12 protein-coding genes and 4 pseudogenes are annotated in these 17,856 nt (G+C 70.5%); 11 read left to right on the top strand and 5 right to left on the bottom strand.

The features are described 5' to 3' along the window. Positions 1-206: 206 nt before the first annotated feature. The 3 genes and pseudogenes from ACWCP0_RS40860 to ACWCP0_RS40850 all read right to left on the bottom strand — a co-directional run. Positions 207-1,325 carry a PP2C family protein-serine/threonine phosphatase gene (locus ACWCP0_RS40860; protein ID WP_451083786.1) on the bottom strand — a complete coding sequence of 373 codons (1,119 nt, stop codon included), beginning with the start codon at positions 1,323-1,325 and terminating at the stop codon, positions 207-209. 604 nt (positions 1,326-1,929) lie between these two features. Next, positions 1,930-2,259: pseudogene (locus ACWCP0_RS40855) on the bottom strand (Gfo/Idh/MocA family protein); the annotation flags it as partial. Between the two features lie 53 nt (positions 2,260-2,312). After that, positions 2,313-2,605: pseudogene (locus ACWCP0_RS40850) on the bottom strand (ROK family protein); the annotation flags it as partial. Here ACWCP0_RS40850 and ACWCP0_RS40845 point away from each other — a divergent pair. From ACWCP0_RS40845 to ACWCP0_RS40830, 4 genes and pseudogenes are all read left to right on the top strand, one after another. Beyond that, positions 2,559-4,166, top strand: coding sequence for an amylo-alpha-1,6-glucosidase (locus ACWCP0_RS40845; protein WP_451083785.1), 1,608 nt, complete (start codon positions 2,559-2,561; stop codon positions 4,164-4,166). The pseudogene ACWCP0_RS40850 and the gene ACWCP0_RS40845 overlap by 47 nt on opposite strands. A 536-nt stretch (positions 4,167-4,702) precedes the next feature. Next, complete coding sequence (locus ACWCP0_RS40840; RefSeq protein WP_451083784.1) at positions 4,703-6,514, top strand: VanW family protein; 1,812 nt, start codon at positions 4,703-4,705, stop codon at positions 6,512-6,514. An 88-nt stretch (positions 6,515-6,602) separates the two neighbouring features. Beyond that, positions 6,603-7,001: pseudogene (locus tag ACWCP0_RS40835) on the top strand (DUF418 domain-containing protein); the annotation flags it as partial. Positions 7,002-7,560: 559 nt separating this feature from the next. Next, the gene (locus tag ACWCP0_RS40830; RefSeq protein ID WP_451083783.1) at positions 7,561-8,373 is read left to right on the top strand and encodes an SAM-dependent methyltransferase; all 813 of its coding nucleotides are present in this window, start codon (positions 7,561-7,563) and stop codon (positions 8,371-8,373) included. Between the two features lie 156 nt (positions 8,374-8,529). Here ACWCP0_RS40830 and ACWCP0_RS40825 read toward each other — a convergent pair whose 3' ends face one another. Together ACWCP0_RS40825 and ACWCP0_RS40820 are read right to left on the bottom strand one after the other, a co-directional pair. After that, positions 8,530-9,432: a helix-turn-helix domain-containing protein gene (locus tag ACWCP0_RS40825; protein WP_451083782.1), complete on the bottom strand. Its 903-nt coding sequence runs from the start codon at positions 9,430-9,432 to the stop codon at positions 8,530-8,532. Between the two features lie 92 nt (positions 9,433-9,524). Then, positions 9,525-9,758, bottom strand: coding sequence for a DUF397 domain-containing protein (locus ACWCP0_RS40820; RefSeq protein ID WP_451083781.1), 234 nt, complete (start codon positions 9,756-9,758; stop codon positions 9,525-9,527). A gap of 167 nt (positions 9,759-9,925) precedes the next feature. Between ACWCP0_RS40820 and ACWCP0_RS40815 the strand changes: the two genes are divergently transcribed. From ACWCP0_RS40815 to tpg, 7 genes and pseudogenes are all read left to right on the top strand, one after another. Then, positions 9,926-10,474 carry an ATP-binding protein gene (locus tag ACWCP0_RS40815; RefSeq protein ID WP_451083780.1) on the top strand — a complete coding sequence of 183 codons (549 nt, stop codon included), beginning with the start codon at positions 9,926-9,928 and terminating at the stop codon, positions 10,472-10,474. Between the two features lie 739 nt (positions 10,475-11,213). Then, positions 11,214-12,401 (top strand): RNA-guided endonuclease InsQ/TnpB family protein, encoded by a 1,188-nt coding sequence (locus ACWCP0_RS40810; protein ID WP_451083779.1) that lies wholly within the window; start codon positions 11,214-11,216, stop codon positions 12,399-12,401. Positions 12,402-12,783: 382 nt separating this feature from the next. Next, a pseudogene (locus ACWCP0_RS40805) lies at positions 12,784-13,111 on the top strand (KR domain-containing protein); the annotation flags it as partial. Positions 13,112-13,261: 150 nt separating this feature from the next. Beyond that, on the top strand, positions 13,262-14,035 hold the full coding sequence (locus ACWCP0_RS40800; protein ID WP_451083778.1) for a YqjF family protein: 774 nt from the start codon (positions 13,262-13,264) through the stop codon (positions 14,033-14,035). 693 nt (positions 14,036-14,728) lie between these two features. After that, positions 14,729-15,085 (top strand): hypothetical protein, encoded by a 357-nt coding sequence (locus ACWCP0_RS40795; RefSeq protein WP_451083777.1) that lies wholly within the window; start codon positions 14,729-14,731, stop codon positions 15,083-15,085. Between the two features lie 22 nt (positions 15,086-15,107). After that, positions 15,108-17,201, top strand: coding sequence for a telomere-associated protein Tap (tap, locus tag ACWCP0_RS40790; RefSeq protein ID WP_451083776.1), 2,094 nt, complete (start codon positions 15,108-15,110; stop codon positions 17,199-17,201). 9 nt (positions 17,202-17,210) lie between these two features. After that, a complete protein-coding gene (gene tpg, locus ACWCP0_RS40785) occupies positions 17,211-17,765 on the top strand; it encodes a telomere-protecting terminal protein Tpg (RefSeq protein WP_451083775.1) in 555 nt (184 codons plus the stop codon). Positions 17,766-17,856: the final 91 nt, after the last annotated feature.

Genomic DNA, 17,856 nt, shown 5'->3' with positions numbered 1-17,856 from the left:
GAAGGACCACGCGAGGTACTCGTCGCGATGGCCGACCCGGTACACCTGGCCGACACGGCACCCACACTCCAGGGAGGTGCGGCATGACCACCGCCACGCTCGGCCTCGCTGAGCTCGCGAGCGGCGACCTCTTTCCGGCGGTTCCGTACATGGCTACCGCCGGTAGAACCCGCCCGGCAGGGGCGGGGCCGTCGTGCGCGCGGCACCTATGCGGGGCGGTCCGGGGCCTGGGTGTTCGGGCGGCGTACGGCGAGGGCGGCGATGTCGTCGTCGAGGCGTCCGCCGCTGTAGTGGAGCAGGTCCTGGTGGAGCCGGTCGAGCAGCTCGCGCGGCAGCGCCGGGCCTTGCCGCTGCATCCAGTCCGGCAGCGGGAAGAACTTGCCGGTGCGGTCCCGGGTCTCGGTCACACCGTCGGTGTAGAGGAGCAGCTGGTCGCCGGGAGTGAAGGCGACGGTGTCGACGTAGTAGTGGGCTCCGATGAGGGTGGCGAGGTTGAGGGGTGGTGAGGGGGTGGTGGGCTCCAGCACGCGGACCTGTCCGTGGTGCACGAGCAGGGGCGGAGGGTGTCCGCAGTTGAGGAGTTTCACGTGGCTGGTGCCGTGGCGGATCTCGGCGATGATGGCGGTGGCGAAGCGCTCCGGGTGGTCCTGGGAGGGGTAGGAGGCGCTGTGGCGGATGATGGTGGTCTCCAGGCGGCGGATGATCCCTCTGAGGTCGGGCTCGTCGTAGGCGGCCTCCCGGAAGCAGCTGATCACCGCTGCGGCCGCGCCCACCGCTGAGAGGCCCTTGCCCCGTACGTCGCCGATGAGCAGCCGAACCCCGTACGGTGTGGCGGCCGCCTCGTAGAAGTCGCCACCGATCCGGGCCTGCTCCTGGGCGGCCAGGTAGAGGGACTCGATCTCGACGTTCTCGATGCGGGAGGGCAGGGGACGCAGAAGCACCTGCTGGGCCGCGTCGGCGACGAGCCGGATGCGGAAGAGCATCTCCTCCCGCTGGCGGCGTACATGGCTTCCGTAGGCGGCTGCTGCGGTGACCGCGACGATCGCGGCCGCCGTGTAGGGCGTGCCCAGGTCGGTGTAGACGAAGCTGAGGCCGATCATGACCAGCAGGCAGAACGTCCCCAGCAGGACCGTGGGGAGCACGGGCCACATCGCGGCGGCGAGGGCGGGCGCGGCGGGCAGGAGGCGGCTGATGGCGATCTCCCTCGGTGTGGAGAACGCCAGGGCGGAGATGAGGACAGTGAGGATCACCGGTGACAGCAGGGCAGCTTCCCACCGGCGGCTGTAGGGAGGACGACGGCGCCGCAGCCGTCCAGGCGTGATCACAAAGTGCATCATATCGGTGCTAAGCGGTCATCGGGCTCCGGTGAATCGCGTAGCTCATGCAGGATGATCGGCCGCGTGGACCGCGGATGCGCGGGCTGATCGAGGGGCGGGCCGGGCTCCGAGGTCTTGAGATCTCCCTCGTGCCCGCCTGGGGCTTCCCCGACGGTACGGCTGCGGTGTCACCGTGGGGACCGATGCCGGCGAGTCGGTGGGACACCGGTTCGCCTGTCCCCGCTGCGGGGCTGCCGCCAAGCCCTCGCCTCGTAGCCGCGGCAGGCCGCGGGCAGGTCGCTCCGGCCGCGCCCGTACCGTTCCGCGGCGGATACCCGGCCGCAGGCCGCCGCGATCTCGATCCCGCACACGTGGCACGAGTTCGCGTCCATGCACCGCACCTGCATCGCACCTCACCTGCATCGGCCCCGCCCGGCTCCCTCTGCGACGGCGGCCGCTCCCCGTCCGGTACCGGCGGACACCTCGGGAGACCGGACCGCGCAGCTCCGGACGCTCGACGTTCCCGTACCGGTGATCCACGGTGCCGATGATGCGATGTGGGACGTCAGCGGGGGACCTGCGACCGCAGAGGCCGTCCCCGGGGCGACGCCCGCGCGCCGAGGGGCTTCTCCAGCAGCATCGGCTTTCCGGCTTTCGCCGCGTGCACGGCCAACTCGGCCTGGACCGCGGGCGGTACGGCGAAGGCGACGGCTTCGCAGAGGTCGAGGAGTTCCTCGAACGACCCGGCCACCTGGGCACGGTAAGAGGCCGCCAGCCCCGCGGCCGCTTCCGTCCGGCGCGCCCACACCGCGGCGAGCTCTGTCTCGGGGCCGGTGGCGAGCATGCGGGCGTGCATGGCCCGGGCCCAGGGCCCGGCACCCACCAGGCCGACACGGACCGGTCGGGAGCCGCGGCCGTCGGGCAGGGGAGGCCGGGGGGCCAGGTGGTGGTGCGTCACAGTGTGCTCCAGGGGTGGCGTCGTGGCATCGGTGGCGGTCAGGAGCCGACGGCGGCGGCCAGTCTGGCGTCGGCGATTTCCGGTGAGTAGAGGTACTCCACGACCATGGCGGCGGCGCCGATGAGGCCGGCCTGGTCGCCCAGTCGGGAGGTCGCCACCGTGAGGTGGGCGGTGGTACGGGGCATGGCCCGCTGGTAGAGCAGTTCCCGGACACCGGTGACGAACGGGGTACCGGCAAGGTCGCCGGCGATCACGAGGACCCCGGATTGAGCAACGTCACCACGATGACGAGCACTTCGCCGACGCGCTGCCCCGCCTCGCGGGCGAGCCTGATCACCGACCCCGCCCTCCGGACCGACCCCGCCCTCCGGACCGACCCCGCCCTCCGGACCGACCCCGCCCTCCGGACCGACCCCGCCCTCCGGACCGACCCGGCCCTCCGGCGCGGATCCGCCCCGGGCGCCACCCGCACCACCCTGACCTGGGACGTGGAACTGCCCGCCCACGGCAGCACCGACATCACCCTCCACGTCACGGCCGAGCCGCACGGTGTCCCCGCAGCCCAGCACGGCGTCCCCGCCGCTTCGCCGGCGCCTGTCGGCCCCGCGGCGATCGCCGACCATGCGCGAGGCGAGCACCGCACGTTCGCCGACGTCCCCCTGTCCATACCCGCGGGCCACGAGGCACTCGCCGACGCCTGTCGCCAAGGGCTCACCGACCTCGCCTCGCTGCGCATCCCGGCCTCCGGCCCGGACGGCGAGACGGTACGGGTCCCGGCAGCCGGGGTCCCCTGGTTCCTCACCCTGTTCGGCCGGGACTCCCTGCTCACGTCCTACTTCGCCCTGCCCTACCGGCCCGAGTTCGCGCGGGCGACCCTGCTGGCCCTCGCCGCCACCCAGGCCACCGCACACGAGCCGGCCCGCGTCGCCGAGCCCGGGAAGATCGTCCACGAGATCCGCCACGGCGAACTGTCCCACTTCGGTCAGGTGCCCTACGGCCGCTACTACGGCTCCGTCGACACACCCCTCTTCCTCGTCCTCCTGCACGCCCACGCCGAACACACCGGGGACCACTCTCTCGCCCATCGCCTCGAACCCCAGGCACGGGCAGCAGTCACCTGGATGTTCGAGTACGGCGGCCTGGACGAGCACGGATACCTCACCTACCGCGCCGACGAACACGGACTGCTCAACCAGAACTGGAAGGACTCCGACGGCGCGGTCTGCTTCGCCGACGGCACCCAGGCAACCGGCGACATCGCCGTCGCCGAAGCCCAGGGCTACGCGTACGACGCCCTGCGCCGCACCGCGGCCCTCGCCCGAGACGCGTGGAACGACCCCGCTTGGGCGGACCGCCTCGAGGCATCGGCGCAGCAACTGCGTGAGCGCTTCGCCACCCAGTTCTGGATGCCCGGGCAAGCGTTCCCCGCGCTCGCCCTGGACGGCGACAAACGGCGGGTCGACGCCCTCGCCTCCGATGCGGGACACCTGCTGTGGTCCGGCATCCTTGATGCCGACCAGGGCCGCGCCACGGGGGAACGCCTCCTTCGGCACGACTTCTTCTCCGGCTGGGGCATCAGGACGCTCGCCTCAGGGCAGCGTCCCTACCACCCGCTGTCCTACCACCGCGGCAGCATCCGGCCCCACGACAACACCGTCATCGCCCTCGGCCTCGCCCGCTACGGCCTCCTCCGCGAGACCGCCACGCTGGCCCGGGCCCTGACCGATGCCGCCGCCCGCCACCACCACCGACTCCCCGAGGTCATCTCCGGATACCCCCGACTCGACGGCGAGGGACCCGTTCCCTACCCCCGTTCCTGCTCCCCTCAGACCTGGGCAGCCGCGACCCCCCTCGCGCTGCTCACCGCCCTGGGAGCAGCGGCGGAATCCTGACGTTCCGCCGTCGTGGTGGCTTCCGGTGCCGACATGGCGCCGGAAGCCACCGCACACCCGGACCCGCGCATGTGGGCACCCCACCGTCGGCAAACTGTCCCGCGACGCCTGACGAGCGTGACGGTGCCCGCGGCCGCAGGGTCCGCCTGGCCGCTGCGGCGCGAGCAGGAGCCGTGCCGACGGGAAGACCTCCGGACGCGTTCGGCCTCTCCCGTCTCGGCCGGCGTCAAGGCCCATGCGTTCCGTGTCACGACGCATGGGCGACCGGGTCGTCGAAGCCGCCGCTGAAGCCGATTCCGGGATCGTCGTACGGCGCCGGCCGCTCGATCAGCGCTGCCCGGGTCCGCCTGCCCGGCGCCCCCGCAACCCGTACGCACGGTGGCCCGTGATCGGACGGGTTCCGGCGCCGTGAATACAGTCACACTTTGATCACTTTTTGTCTGTTTTCCTGAATTATTTGGTGTGAATCCACGTAGACCGGGCTGTTCCGGCGGCCCTTGGTGCCGCCGCTGCCGGCCGGCACCAAGGGAGAGACATTGGGACGCGCACCGAGCATCACGGGCACCTGGCGGATCGCCCTGCCTGCCGCAGGCGGGGTCGTCCTGCTCTCTCTGGGCGGCCTGTACGCAGCAGGGCTGGCCACCGGCGACATTCCCGAGGGCACCGCCGTGCACGGGGTCGACATAGGCGGCCTGAGCAGGGCCGAGGCCCAGCGCATCCTGGACCGGAAGCTCGGCCCGGCCTTCGCGGCACCCATCGCGATGAAGATCGCCGACCGCGTGGAGACGGCCGAGCCCAAGACGCTCGGCCTGTCCCTGGACACCGCCGCGACGGCCGGCGTCGCCGCACGCACCGGGTCCGATCCGCTCACCGCGATCGGCAGGCTTTTCGCCTCCGGGGACGGGAACGTCGAACCGGTCATACGCATGGACGAGGACCACACCCGCGCCGCGCTCGGCCGCATCGCGGAGGCCGCCGGACGGCAGGTCCGCGACGGGGCGATCTCCTTCGAGGGCGGCACACCCCAGGCCCACGCCCCGCTCACCGGCATCGCCCTGAACACCGGTGAGGCCCTGCACACCCTGCGTGAGGCCTACCCCAAGGCCACCGGCGCCCGCCCCGTCGTCCTGCCGGTGAAGGAGACGCAGCCGCGGATAGGCCAGGGCGAGGTCGAGCGGGCCATGAAGGAGTTCGCCCAGCCCGCGCTGTCCGGCCCCCTCACCCTCACCCTCGCGGGCGCGCGCATATCCATCGGCCCTGCAACGCTCGCCCACCATCTGACGATGACGCCCGACGCCAACGGCCGCCTCGTGCCGACCCTGGACGCGAAGGGCCTGCTCGCCGACCCCGCCGTGGCCGGCCCGTTGAAGCAGGCGGCCCCCGGCCCGAGGGACGCCGAACTCGGGGCCGACGCGAGCGGCCGCGTGGTGGTGACCCGTGAGGCCCGTACGGGCTACGACGTCACCGAGAAGCAGCTGCGCGAGGCCGTCCTGCCCCTGCTGACCCGCACCGGCGACGCGGCCCGCACCGGTGCGATCGCCGCCGACCCCATCGAGCCGAAGCTCACCGGCGAACGGGCCCAGCAGCTCGGCATCAGGGAGAAGGTCTCCTCCTTCACCGTCAACTTCCCCGCCGCCCCCTACCGCAGCACCAACATCGGCCGCGCCGTCGAGCTCATCAACGGCTCGCTCGTCCAGCCCGGCCGGGAGTGGAGCTTCAACAGGACGGTGGGCGAGCGGACCAAGGAAAATGGCTTCGTCGACGGCATCATGATCAACAACGGCCAGTACGAGAAGTCCCCCGGCGGGGGTGTCTCGGCGGTGGCCACCACCATGTTCAACGCCATGTTCTTCGCCGGCGTCAAGCCCGTCGAGTACGGCGCCCACTCCTTCTACATCGAGCGCTATCCCGAAGGCCGCGAAGCGACCGTCGCCTGGGGCACCCTCGACCTGCGCTGGATCAACAACCTGGACCAGGCCCTCTACATCCGGGCCCAGTCCACCGACACCTCGTTGACCATCACCTTCCTCGGCACCAAGAAGTACGACGAGATACGCGCGACCAAGGGCCCGCGCACCAACATCACGCCGCCGGGCACCCGCACCGGCAGCGGCCCCACCTGCGAGGTCCAGACCCCGTTCGAAGGCTTCGACGTCGCCGTCGGCCGCGTCTTCGTCGAAGGCGGCAAGGAGGTCAAGCGGGAGAACTTCAAGACCCACTACACGCCCCGCGACGAGGTCATCTGCACCCCCGAGCAGACACCCCCCGCAGCCACGGCGCCGACGCAGGCGGACGGGCCGGACACCCCGGCCGCGCCCAAGGCCGAACCGGACAGCGGCACCGTCTGACGCCCACGCCCACGCCGGCCGCCAAGGCCGTCGCCCGCAGCCGGACGCGCCCGCCCCGGGCCGCAGCCGGCAGGGCGACCGCAATGTGCTGGGCGTGCCGCTCACCGCTCCGGCAGCCCTGACCGGACCCGATTTCTTCCTGCTGGGCCGCTACTGCGCCGCTCCGCTCGTGGCGGTCGGCCACATCGGCCTGATCGGCGCCGTGGCGGACCGGGTGCGTCGTCCGGGCCCGCTCACCACCGGCCTCACCTCCGTCGGCCGCACCGCGCTGTCCGGCCATGTGCCGCAGAACGTGCTGTGCGTCCTCGTCTCGTACGGCGTCGGACTCGGCCTCGCGGCCAGGCTCGCCGAGCCCGCCCGCCCCTGGTGGGTGATGGGGCTGTCGGCGGCGGTGTGCACCGTTCTGATGGCCGTCTCCACGCTGTGGCTGCGCCGCTTCTCCGGCGGCCCGCTGGAGCTGGTGCTGAAGTGGGCACTGCGGCGCTGAGCCCACAACCGGCCATAGCCCGTCGGCACAGATGGCCACGGGCGTGTACGCCACCACGGCCCGTACGTCCTCGGCAGCGGCCGAGCACCACACCGGCGGCATTCCGCCGAACCGCCGAGAGTGGTCACCGACTTCGAAGACCGACGCGGACTCGACCGGGCGTACATCGCGTCGCTCTGGGACTGCGAACCGAACGCCCGCTGCTGGGCATCGCCCCCGCACCCGACCTGCCAAAGGTCCCCAGCGGCTTGCCCGCTTGCGGGACGATCCGGTGGAGGGGCCCAAGGTCGGGACTGCTGCCAGGGGCTGCCTGGCCACCGGCTCATGAGCCTGCTCGGCGAAGGCCGCCGACGCCCCCGGGGCCACGGCCGGGGGCTCGTGCGTTTCCAGTGCTCCGCGGATGTCCGGGCCCGGTCCCTGGCCAACTGCCTTTGCCGGTTGGCCGAAAGAAGGTGCTCCCGTAGGCGTGCTGTTCCAAGTACCTGTACCGCCTTCCGGGTGCTCCCTAGCATGTGCGTCCTACCCGACCGGAATTCCCATTGACGTGATTGAGGACTGGATGCAGAGCGAGTCGTGGAGCCCGGACGCCATCGACACCAAGGTCCCCAGTGTGGCGCGCATGTACGACTTCTTCCTGGGGGGCAACGACAACTACCAGTCCGACCGTGATGCCTGCGAGCAGCTGCTGCAGCAGGTGCCCAGCACCAAGGTGCTGGCCGTCAACAACCGCCGATTCCTGCAGCGTGTCGTGCGCACGCTGGCCGCCGACTACGGAATCCGCCAGTTCATCGACCACGGATCGGGTCTGCCGACGCAGAACAACGTCCACCAGGTCGCCCAGGCCATCGACCCGGCCTCGCGCGTGGTGTACGTCGACAACGACCCCATCGTGCTGGCGCACGGCCGGGCGCTGCTGGAGGAGAACGACCGCACCGCCGTCATCCAGGCCGACATGCGGGACACCGATGGCATCCTCGGCCATGAGGAGACGCGTCGGCTGATCGACTTCAGCCGTCCGGTCGCCGCCCTGTTCGTCTCCGTGCTGCACTGCATTCCGGACGAGGACGATCCGGCGGGCCTCGTCCGGCGCGTCGCCGAGCGCCTCGTTCCCGGCAGCTTCCTGGTGGTCTGTCAGCTGGTGAGCGATCAGCCAGAGATCCGTAAGTTCGTCACGGACTTCATGGCGGAGGCCACCGGCGGCCACTGGGGCCGGGTTCGCGAGGAGCAGGAAGTCACCGAGTACTTGAGGGGTCTGGACATTCTGGAGCCGGGTCTGGTGGAGGTGTCCACCTGGCGCCCGGACACCGACCTCGCTCCCGTGCAGCAGACCGACGAGTGGATCGAATGGGGAGGCGTCGGCCGTCTCGTGTGAACGGTCGGCCGCGGCCTGCCGTTCGTCGCCGTACGCGCCGCGGCCCCGGGCGTCTCCCGCCTGGGGCCGCAGCCGTGTTCCTTGGTGTTCAGCCGTGCTCTGTCGTGTTCCGCGGTGCTCTGTCGTGTTCCGCGGTGCTCGGGAGCTCTGCCGTGCTCAGAGGCTGGACAGGTGCTTCTGTATGAGAGTCAGGGACTGCCTCGGGGTGAGTGCGCAGGCGCCGAGCCGGTCCAGCATGTCCCGGTACTGCTCGACGACCTGGGGCTTCTGGCTGAAGGTGCTGTCGGTCAGATGCTCGATGTAGATGGCGTCCTTCAGGTCGCTCAGTGCGAAGCGCAGATAGGTGACTCCCGTGCCGACGCCGACCGAGGCCGTCAGGTCCAGGGGAGCGATCTGCAGCGTGATCCGTGGCTGCTGCATCATCGCGACGAGATGCTCCAACTGCCCGCGCATCACCTGAGCACCGCCGACCGTGCGCAGCAGTACGGACTCGTCGATCACCGCCCACAGGCGCGGACCGTCCTCCTGGTCGAGCTGGCGCTGCCGCTCCTGCCGGAGGTCGACGCGGCGCTGCACATCGTGGCTGTAGAGGCGGGCGGGCCCGGACTGGATCACCGCACGGGCATACGCGGAGGTCTGCAACAGACCCGGCACATAGAACGGCTCGTAGGTACGGATGGTCGCCGCCGCACCCTCCAGGGCGACCAGCGGGGCGAAGAAGTCCGACAGGACGTCGCTGAAGCTGCGCCACCAGTCGCTCTGGCGGGACTGCTCCACCAGCCGCAGGAACTCCGCGACGCGCTCCTCCCCGTCCACCCCGTAGAGATCCAGCAGGGCGAGGGCGTCGGCGGGCTTGCAGCCGTGCCTGCCCAGTTCGATCCGGCTGGTCTTGGACCGGGAGAAGCCGAGCCGGACGTCGACGGCGGAGGGGTCGAGCCCGGCGGCCACGCGCAGTTCGCGCAACTTGCCGCCCAGGATCACCTTCAAGGCGGTCGGATTGCTCTCGACCGCTCCCAGGGGCCCTGCGAACAACGACGGGCTCGGTTCGACTGCGGCCATCGCGCGCTCCTGCGGACTATTGAGAAGACGACGACACTATCCCGTACATCCCTGCGTGAGCCATGGAGAACTGGTCGGCGGGGTGGTGACTTTCAGCCAATCACGGCGTCGAAATCGCCACCGCGGGCCCCCGCGACAAAAGCCTCGACCTCGTCGCGCGTGTAGACGAGCGCCGGCCCTTTCGGATCGCGGGAGTTGCGCACGGCCACCTGACCGTCGGGGAGTGCCGCCAACTCCACGCAGTTGCCAGTGGCGTTGCTGTGGCTGCTCTTGATCCACGTCACCGAGTTCAGTGCATCCGCCTGTATGCCGTTGGAGAACTCCATGCCCACCAATCCCTCTGTGTTCGCACGTTCGTTCGTTCTGGATCTGGTCAGTGCAATCTCAGATGCAATTGCATTTCCATTGCCGGCTCGACAATACTCGTTCCCCACCGGCTGCCGCAGCGTCGAACACCGAGGCCTGCAGGGGGACATGAGCAGTGACGATTCACATGTCAACCATTTCAAGCACGAAGTCCGTGCACGGTAGTCGGCACGCGTCCGCGCAATTCGGCCCGAAACCGCCGCCCGAGAGCTCTCGTGAGACATGGCAGGACCACGTCCTGGGGTACGGGCTTCCCGCCCTCGGCGGGTTCGCCGCCTGCGGGCTCGACGGCACACCGCGGAACGCCTGTCAGGCACGGCGCTTCGTCGCCCTCACCCTGAACGGCTGGGAGCTGGAGCCGCTCATCCCCGACATGGCGCTGATCGTCAGCGAACTCGTCACCAACGCCGTACGGCATGCGCTCGGCGCCCAGCCTCAGGAGGCCGCCACGGAGTACCCGCTCTGGCTGGGCCTCGTCCGCCATCCAGGCCACCTCGTGTGTTCCGTCGCCGACCCGAGCCCTGAACCGCCCCGTACCCGTGACGCCGACGCCGATGCGCTCGACGGCCGGGGGCTCGAACTGATCGGCGCGCTGAGCGAGAGCTGGTCCTGGTCGCCGACGGAGCCACGGGGGAAGACCGTGTGGGCGCGCCTGGCCGTCCCCGGCGAGGACTGAGCCTGCGGCGCGCGGAGAGTTCGCGGCATGAGTCGCGGGACGGCTGCCGGCGCGGGCCTCAGCGGTCGGCAGAGCTACGGCCGGACGAGCTGCGGCTCACGAAGACGGGTGCCGCGGGAGGGATTGTGGTAGCGGTGGTCGTCCCGGTCTGAGGGAAGTGACCCAGGCTGAGACGCCGAACGGTGTGAGCCGGATGTCGTGGCCCGGGTCCGCAGGCGCGGGGCCCTGTCGGGCGCAGTGGCGGTGCGGTCGGCCCGTGACGGTCGGCCGGTGGGGTCTTCCTGGTCAGGCGGCGGGTCGTGAGCGTGATCGCGCTCCAGATGAGGTGGGCCTCGCTGTGCTGAGGGGAGACCTCAGCTCGATGTCATGAGTCAGCGCGGCGCCAGGGTGAACAGCGCGACCACGACCAGGACCAGCAACGCCCAGCCGAGCACCCCGATTCTCCGGCGCTGCGGGTTGCGTCCCTGGCGCCACGTGCCGACCTCGTGCGGAGCGTCTCCCGTAGCCGATCAGCATACGAGCTGACGTCCATGGCATGGGGCGCGCCCGAGCCACCCTCAGACCTCTGGGCGCGTCTTGACCATCGGGTGCTTCACCTGATTTCTCCCAGGAGGCCCCGTCCTTCAGGGCGGGGAGGAATGGGTCCTTGGAGCGGAGCCGCGGAGCGGCGGAGTTCCCTCCGTGCCTGTGGTGACCTGCGCTTTCGGCTGTTGTCAGTGGTGGCGGTTAGGTTGATGGGGTGAAGGTCGTGGTGCAGGTGAAGCTGCTGCCGTCGCCTGAGGTGGGGGCGGCTTTGGCTGTGACCCTGTCCGCGTGCAACCGGGCGGCTGACGCCGCATCGGTTTTGGCGTACGAGCGCGGCGCCACGTCCCGTAACGAGATGCAAAAGCTGGTCTACGCCCGTCTCAAGTCGGAGTTCGGGCTGGCTGCCCAGCCGGCCGTGCGCACGGTGAAGAAGGTCGTGGACGCCTACACCACGTTGCGTGCGAACATCCGGGTGGGGAACCTTGGTCCGGCCGGGTCGAAGCGGCGCAGCCGTGCGGAGTCGAAGCCGATCGTCTTCCGCCCCGATGCGGCCCAGCCCTATGACGACCGGATCCTGTCGTGGCAGCACGACGCGCAGACCGTCAGCGTCTGGACCGTGGCCGGGCGGATCAAGGACGTCCGGTACACCGGGCACCCCGGCCAGTTGGCGATGCTGGCGAAATACCGGCGGGGCGAGTCGGATCTCGTGCACCGGGACGGCATGTGGTTCCTGGTCGCCACCTGCGAGATTCCGGAGGTCCCGCTCAACACCGACCCGGTGGACTGGGTCGGTGTGGACCGGGGCATCGCCAACCTCGCCACCACGTCCGACGGGGACAACTACCAGGGCCGCCGCCTTGGCCGCTACCGGCGCTGGCACGCCCGCAAGCGGGCCGAGTTGCAGGCGAAGCAGACTCGGTCCGCTACCAGGCGGGCCAAGCGGCGGGCGAAGAGAGAGGCCCGGCACGCCGCCCACGTCAACCATAAGATCAGCAAGGAGATCGTCGCCGTCGCTGGGGGTACCTCCCAGGCGAAGCTCTGGGGGAGCACCGGACGCGGCATCGCCCTCGAAGAACTGAGTGGCATCCGTGACCGGGTACGGCCTTCTCGCGACCAGCGGGCCACGCTCTCCTCCTGGCCGTTCCACCAGCTCGAAGAGCACATTCGGTACAAGTCTCGGTGGGCCGGGGTGCCGGTGATCTGGGTGGACGCCCGCTACACCTCGCAGATGTGTCCCAGATGCGGGCACACGGCGAGGAACAACCGTCCCGTCCGGGACATCTTCTGCTGTCGTCGGTGCGGGCTCGCCGGCCCCGCCGACCACGTCGCCGGGGTCAACGTGCGCAACCGCGCACGCTCGGCGTGGGTTCTCGTCAACGGACCCGTACCGCAAAGGACCTGAACACCTCCTTTCGCTGGTAGATGCGACCCGTGACCGCCCTGTCGTAGGGGGCAGTCGGGAGCGCGACAAGGCGCAAACGACAGAGCCAGCAGGCTCGGTCGCTCACGGCCGAGAAGTTGACTTGGCCACTTCGGTGCTCTGCCACGTTCGGGGCTCTGGCAACGGCATCGAGCCTGTCTGCTGCTTCGGTCGCTTCGGCAGCGTGCCGGCGGGGTGTCAGAACCGAAACTGGTGAAAAGAACCGATGTCGGCGAACTGCAGGTGATCCGTCGACCGCTGCTGCGACCTGGGAGCAGGGGCACACGCCCGAGGGGCGCGTGCGCGTGCGTTCGCAGCCATCCCCGTCGTACCGATTGCGAGGAGCTTGCTTCCTGCCGTCCGTATCCCGACCCGGCCCTGGAACGGTCATCGGCTGCCGCGCGCCGATGGCAGCACCTTCCTGGTCACCGGGGGCAACGCGGACGTCGGCTGCTTCGTCGCGGAGCACCTCGCGGGAAGCCACTGTCGTGCTGGGCAGCCGGGATGCCGCGGAAGTGGAAGCCGCCGTGGTGTCGATCCGATCCCGTGTTCCCGGCGCACGGGTGCGTCACCATCGGCTGGACCTCACCGACCTGACGTCGCTCGAGACCGCTGTGGACTTGCTGGGGCCGCAGGTGGATCGCCTCGACGCGGTGCTCTGCTACGCGGAAGTCGCGCTCGACGAGCCGCCGGGAGAGCCCCATGGCCGGGGCAGGACCGCGGCGTACTCGGCAGCCGTGGAAGCTGCCGCGGCCAGGTACTGCTGATCGAGGCGTCTCATGCGGGGGCATCGTGGAGGGAGCGGGGTCCCGCTGCCAGTGGAGCTCTGGGATCCTGGCGTTGTGTCGCTCACGCCATCAGCCCCGGAACCGGAACCCATCAGGGCTGATCCTCCCCGCCCTGGAGCGAACCCTCTGCTCACCCAGTCGTGGCTCGACCTGGCCTTCCTCCACTGGGCCGCCGACCCTGCCGTCGTCGCCCCCCTGCTGCCGGCCGGGACCGTCCCGGACACCCTGGAGGGGGTGACGTACGTCGGCCTCGTCGCCTTCCGGATGCACCGCGTGGGATGGTTCCGTCTGCCCGGTGTCCCCTATCTGGGCACCTTTCCCGAAACCAACGTCCGCCTCTACTCGGTCGATGCCCACGGACGGCGCGGCGTGGTCTTCCGCTCGCTCGACGCCTCCCGCCTGATACCGGTGGCGGTCGCGCGAGCCGTCTTCCGGCTCCCGTATCTCTGGTCAAGGATGGCCATCCGCTCCGAAGGCACCACCATCACGTACACCAGCACCCGGCGCTGGCCAGGACCGTGGGGCGCGCACAGCCGGATCGCCGTACGGGTCGGTGAACGCGTCGAGGAGCCCACCGAGCTCGAACACTTCCTGACCGCCCGCTGGGGCATGCACAGCGCCTTCTTCGGACGGCCCCTGTACCTCCCGAACACTCACCCGCGCTGGCCACTGCACCGTGCCGAACTCATCGACTGCAACGAGGACCTGGTGGCCGCGGCAGGACTGCCCGAACCGGTCGGCGAGCCCGTGAGCGTGCTGTACTCCCCGGGGGTCCCGGTACAGTTCGGGCGCCCCGCCAACCGACCCGGGGGCATTCCAACGCCCTGACGTACGGCCGCCGGAATCCGCCTCGCCACAGGCTGATGAGGCTGTCTGGCCGACGATCCCTGCTCGGGAACGTGGCTCAACCGGCTCAGTGGATCTCCGCACCCACTGTGTGATCTTGCTCGGCGTGTCCGGTCGTACCGCAACGGCCCGGGGGCCCCGCCATCACCGTGCTGTCGCTCCCCGTGCCCCGGAGCCGATCCCGGCCGGCGGCGACGACATTGTCGTACTCGCCACCGCCTCCTTTCGGAAGCACCATGTGCGCGCTCCGGGCCGGAGTGGTCCGTCCAGGGCGTCGACGAGGGCCACCCCAAGGGGCTGCCGAGCTCGGCAGCCACCCCAAGGGGCTGCCGAGCACGGCAGTGGGGTCCGGCCGGCCGACGGGCCGACGACAGACCGGCGGCACCGGCACCGGCACCGACGATGACGAGTCCACGCCTCACACGGTGGCTCCCTTCCCGGGGGCGGTCGCACGACAAGGCACCCCAGGTCGGGGTGCTGACCTCTTGCGTCGTGGAGCTGAACGGGATCAAGCGGCCGACGTGGGCTCGCAGTGCGGCGATGCTGCCGGCGATGAGAGGGGTTGTGCTGGTTCATAGGGAGTTCTTCGATTTTTATCAGCCGATAAAATGTGTTGTACTGGGCTAAGATGAGGCTGTTCGGTCGACGGCGGTGCAGGAAGAGGGAGGGGGACGCATGCTTGCGGTGGATGTCCGGCAGGGATTGCGTCAGGGCCACACCGTCGCGCAGGCGGCCTCCCGGCCCTGGCGGTACTCGGCGCAGACCATCGCCCAGCACGGCGACTTCCTTCTGGCCTTCGTCGACGGCGGCGTCTGCGTCGGGGTCTTCGAGATCCTCGGTAACGCTCCCGACACCGCCGCCGGCGGCAGGTACGCCTTCGACCTGACACCCGCCGCCCGCTTCCAGTGGGCTCTGGGAAGCAGGCTTCCGCTGCCCCCGGGGCGCAATCCCGCGCGGATCCTCACCGGCCAGCATCTGCGGGCCTTTCTCGATGCCGACCCGCACTATGCTCGCCACATGGGCCAGGACTGAGCCGAAGGGAGCCCGCACCGACATGGCCGGCACACCTGACCCCGTGGAGACCCTGCTGAAGTCGGGGCCACGCCGCACCACGCTGCCGGAGCCCGCGCAGCGGGCACGGCTGCGTACCGACTACGGCCTCAGCCAGACCGAGATCGCCGAAGCGCTCGGCGTGGCCCGCAACACCGTCGCCGGATGGGAGACGGGCCGCAGTGAACCGCAAGGCGCCACCCGGGCCGCCTACGCCAAGCTCCTGGACGGGATGGCCGCGCAACTGGCCGCCCAAGCCGACGACACGCCCCCATCGCACGACGTACCCGCCCGCCAGGAGCCGTCGGAAGACAGGACCGCCTCTCAGCCCCCGCGCGCTCGACCGGTGCCTGGTGCGGGGCGGCCCGCGACGCCGCACCGTCCGCGCACGAAGACGGCAACGCCACGGGAGACCGTGCCTGCCGTTGTCGACCCGCGCTTTGCTCATGGCCCGCTTGCGGTGCTGGACGGCAACGGATCAGCGCACTGCATCGGCGGCCTCGTGCTGGACTGCCCCGCAACCGACGTGCCGTCCCTGGTGGAATGGACCCTCGCAGAGGCGAAGCTCGGCGCGCCCCGCCTGCACCGCAACGGCAAGGACGCCGACGCCCTGATCCTCCTGACCGCCCAGGCGACGGAACAGCTGGGACTTCCGACCGTGCTGGAGGACCGCCGGGGTCTGCGTCTGCCCGAGAACCACCCGGTGGTGCGTCAGATCACCGCGGCGAAATGGCAGTTGACCCGCCGCGGCTTCGGGCCGTGGGCGCGCATCTACCGGCCCGCCCAGGACGGCCGACGCCAGTGCGTGCAGCTGGCCGTCCTGCCCTGGGACGCACTCGACACCCGCACCTGGGGGAGTGCCGGGCAGTTGGCGGCCCCGGAACTGGCCCAGGTCCTGGGCGACTACGCCATGCGCGTCATCACCCCGCGCGGCTCCGCGGCCGTCTGTGGCCTGGAACTGATGACCGCGCTGCGCCCGCCCACCCGCCCGGTCAAGGACCCGGCCACCGGCACCTGGGTCTCGGGCCCGAACCCGGGCGCGCTCACTGACGCGGTGGACCCGGCGCCGCCCGAGGCACCCGACGAACACCCCGTGACGGCAGCCCTGTACCCGCGCGGCCACCGGCGCACGCCGGCCGAAGTCCTCGACGAGGAGGCCTACGAGTGGATCCGGGACCCGGAACTGCTCACCGATGAGGAGTGCGCCAAGCCGTTCGCGGTGGGCATCGACGTCAACATGGCCTTCGCCGCGGCAGCCAACCGGCTGACCGTCGGCCTGGGCGCGCCGGTCCATGTCAAGGCTCCGCTCTTCGACAAGGCGTTGCCCGGCAGCTGGCTGGTCGACCTCTCCCACATCACCTTCGACGCGCGCCTGCCCAACCCGTTCACCCCGCACGGCACCCGGCCCGAAGGGCCTGCCTGGTATGCGACCCCGACCGTCGCGTACGCCGCCGAGCTCGGCCACGACGTCACACCGCTCGAGGCCTATGTCCGGCCTGACAACGGCCCGTACCTGGACGCCTGGTACACCCGGCTGCGCGACGCCTACCTGGCCACCATGGAACGGCTCGGCGTCACCTCCGGCATGAGCGAGACGGACTTCCTTACGGCGATGGAACACCACAAACACGACGACCCCGCGCAGGTGGCCGTGCTGTCCGCGATCAAGGCCACCGTCAAGGGCGGCATCGGCAAGCTCCGCGAACGCCCGCAGGGCGCCGGCTACCGGCCCGGTCAGCGCTGGCCCGCCCTGGAACGCGCCACGTGGCGACCCGACATCCGAGCCGCCGTCATCTCTGCCGCCCGTATCAACATGCACCGCAAGATGCTCAAACTCGCCGACGTCGCCGGGCTGTTCCCCATCGCCGTGCTGTCCGACTGCGCCGTGTACCTGTCCGACGGGCCCGGTCCACCGGACTTCATGCCCCGCACCCCGGACGGGAAGCCGCTGACCGGCGGCTTCCGTCTGGGTGTGTCACCCGGGATGGTCAAGCACGAAGGCACCCAGTCGCTGATGTGGGCCGTGCAGATGCTGGACGCGGGCCACAACCCCGCCCGGCACATCAAGGGCACCGACGCCGCCGCGGGCGGAGAGTAGGAGGCGACGATGGGCATCTTCGGCGACAGCCTCGACAAAGCCACGGCCGGCACCTTCACCCGTCCCCTCCCCAAGTCCCCTCAGGCCCAGATGCGCTTCCTCGTGAAGAGCACCAAGGGCACCCGGGCCGCCGCAGAACGCCTCGGCATCTCCCAGCGCACCGTCGAGCGCTACCTGAAGGGACAGATCAAACAGCCCCGCAAGGACCTCGCCGCTCGCCTGGCCGAGGAGGTGCGCAGACGCTGGCAGCCCCGCGTGCGCGAGCGGGCCAGGAGCAAGGCCGCCACCACCGATGGCATCTTCATCGAAACCCGCGCACGGTTCGGCTTCACCGCAGCTCCCGGCACCACCGACGACGCCCGGATCCGCCTGATCACCCAGCAACTCCCGCCCGCCTACGCCGCCCGTCTCTTCGACGCCCAGGCCGCGGGCGCGAGCGATCAACAGCTGCAGGACATCGCTGCCGAGGGCCTGCAGGAGATCTACTTCAAGGACCACGGACGCCGCGCCCCTGGACTACAGGTTCAGTTCACCGACCTCGACTACGTCGAAATCGACTTCTAGAGCCAACGCCGTTCAGTTAGGGCGGAGTCGGGTGTGTCAAGAGGTGTCCGTGAGCATGGTGATGCTGATGGTGGCCTTGTAGGTGGTCCGG

This window comes from Streptomyces sp. NPDC001970 (assembly GCF_053594115.1).
The sequence above is the reverse complement of the archived record's forward strand: the minus strand, read 5'-3'. Positions and strand labels throughout refer to the sequence as shown.

Bases quoted from the DNA above. Each gene is read 5' to 3' on its own strand.
- tpg (WP_451083775.1), top strand. From the start codon at position 17,211: ATGGGCATCTTCGGCGACAGCCTCGACAAAGCCACGGCCGGCACCTTC.
- ACWCP0_RS40795 (WP_451083777.1), top strand. From the start codon at position 14,729: ATGCTTGCGGTGGATGTCCGGCAGGGATTGCGTCAGGGCCACACCGTC.
- ACWCP0_RS40845 (WP_451083785.1), top strand. From the start codon at position 2,559: ATGACGAGCACTTCGCCGACGCGCTGCCCCGCCTCGCGGGCGAGCCTG.
- ACWCP0_RS40825 (WP_451083782.1), bottom strand. From the start codon at position 9,432: ATGGCCGCAGTCGAACCGAGCCCGTCGTTGTTCGCAGGGCCCCTGGGA.
- tap (WP_451083776.1), top strand. From the start codon at position 15,108: ATGGCCGGCACACCTGACCCCGTGGAGACCCTGCTGAAGTCGGGGCCA.
- ACWCP0_RS40820 (WP_451083781.1), bottom strand. From the start codon at position 9,758: ATGGAGTTCTCCAACGGCATACAGGCGGATGCACTGAACTCGGTGACG.
- ACWCP0_RS40815 (WP_451083780.1), top strand. From the start codon at position 9,926: ATGTCAACCATTTCAAGCACGAAGTCCGTGCACGGTAGTCGGCACGCG.
- ACWCP0_RS40830 (WP_451083783.1), top strand. From the start codon at position 7,561: ATGCAGAGCGAGTCGTGGAGCCCGGACGCCATCGACACCAAGGTCCCC.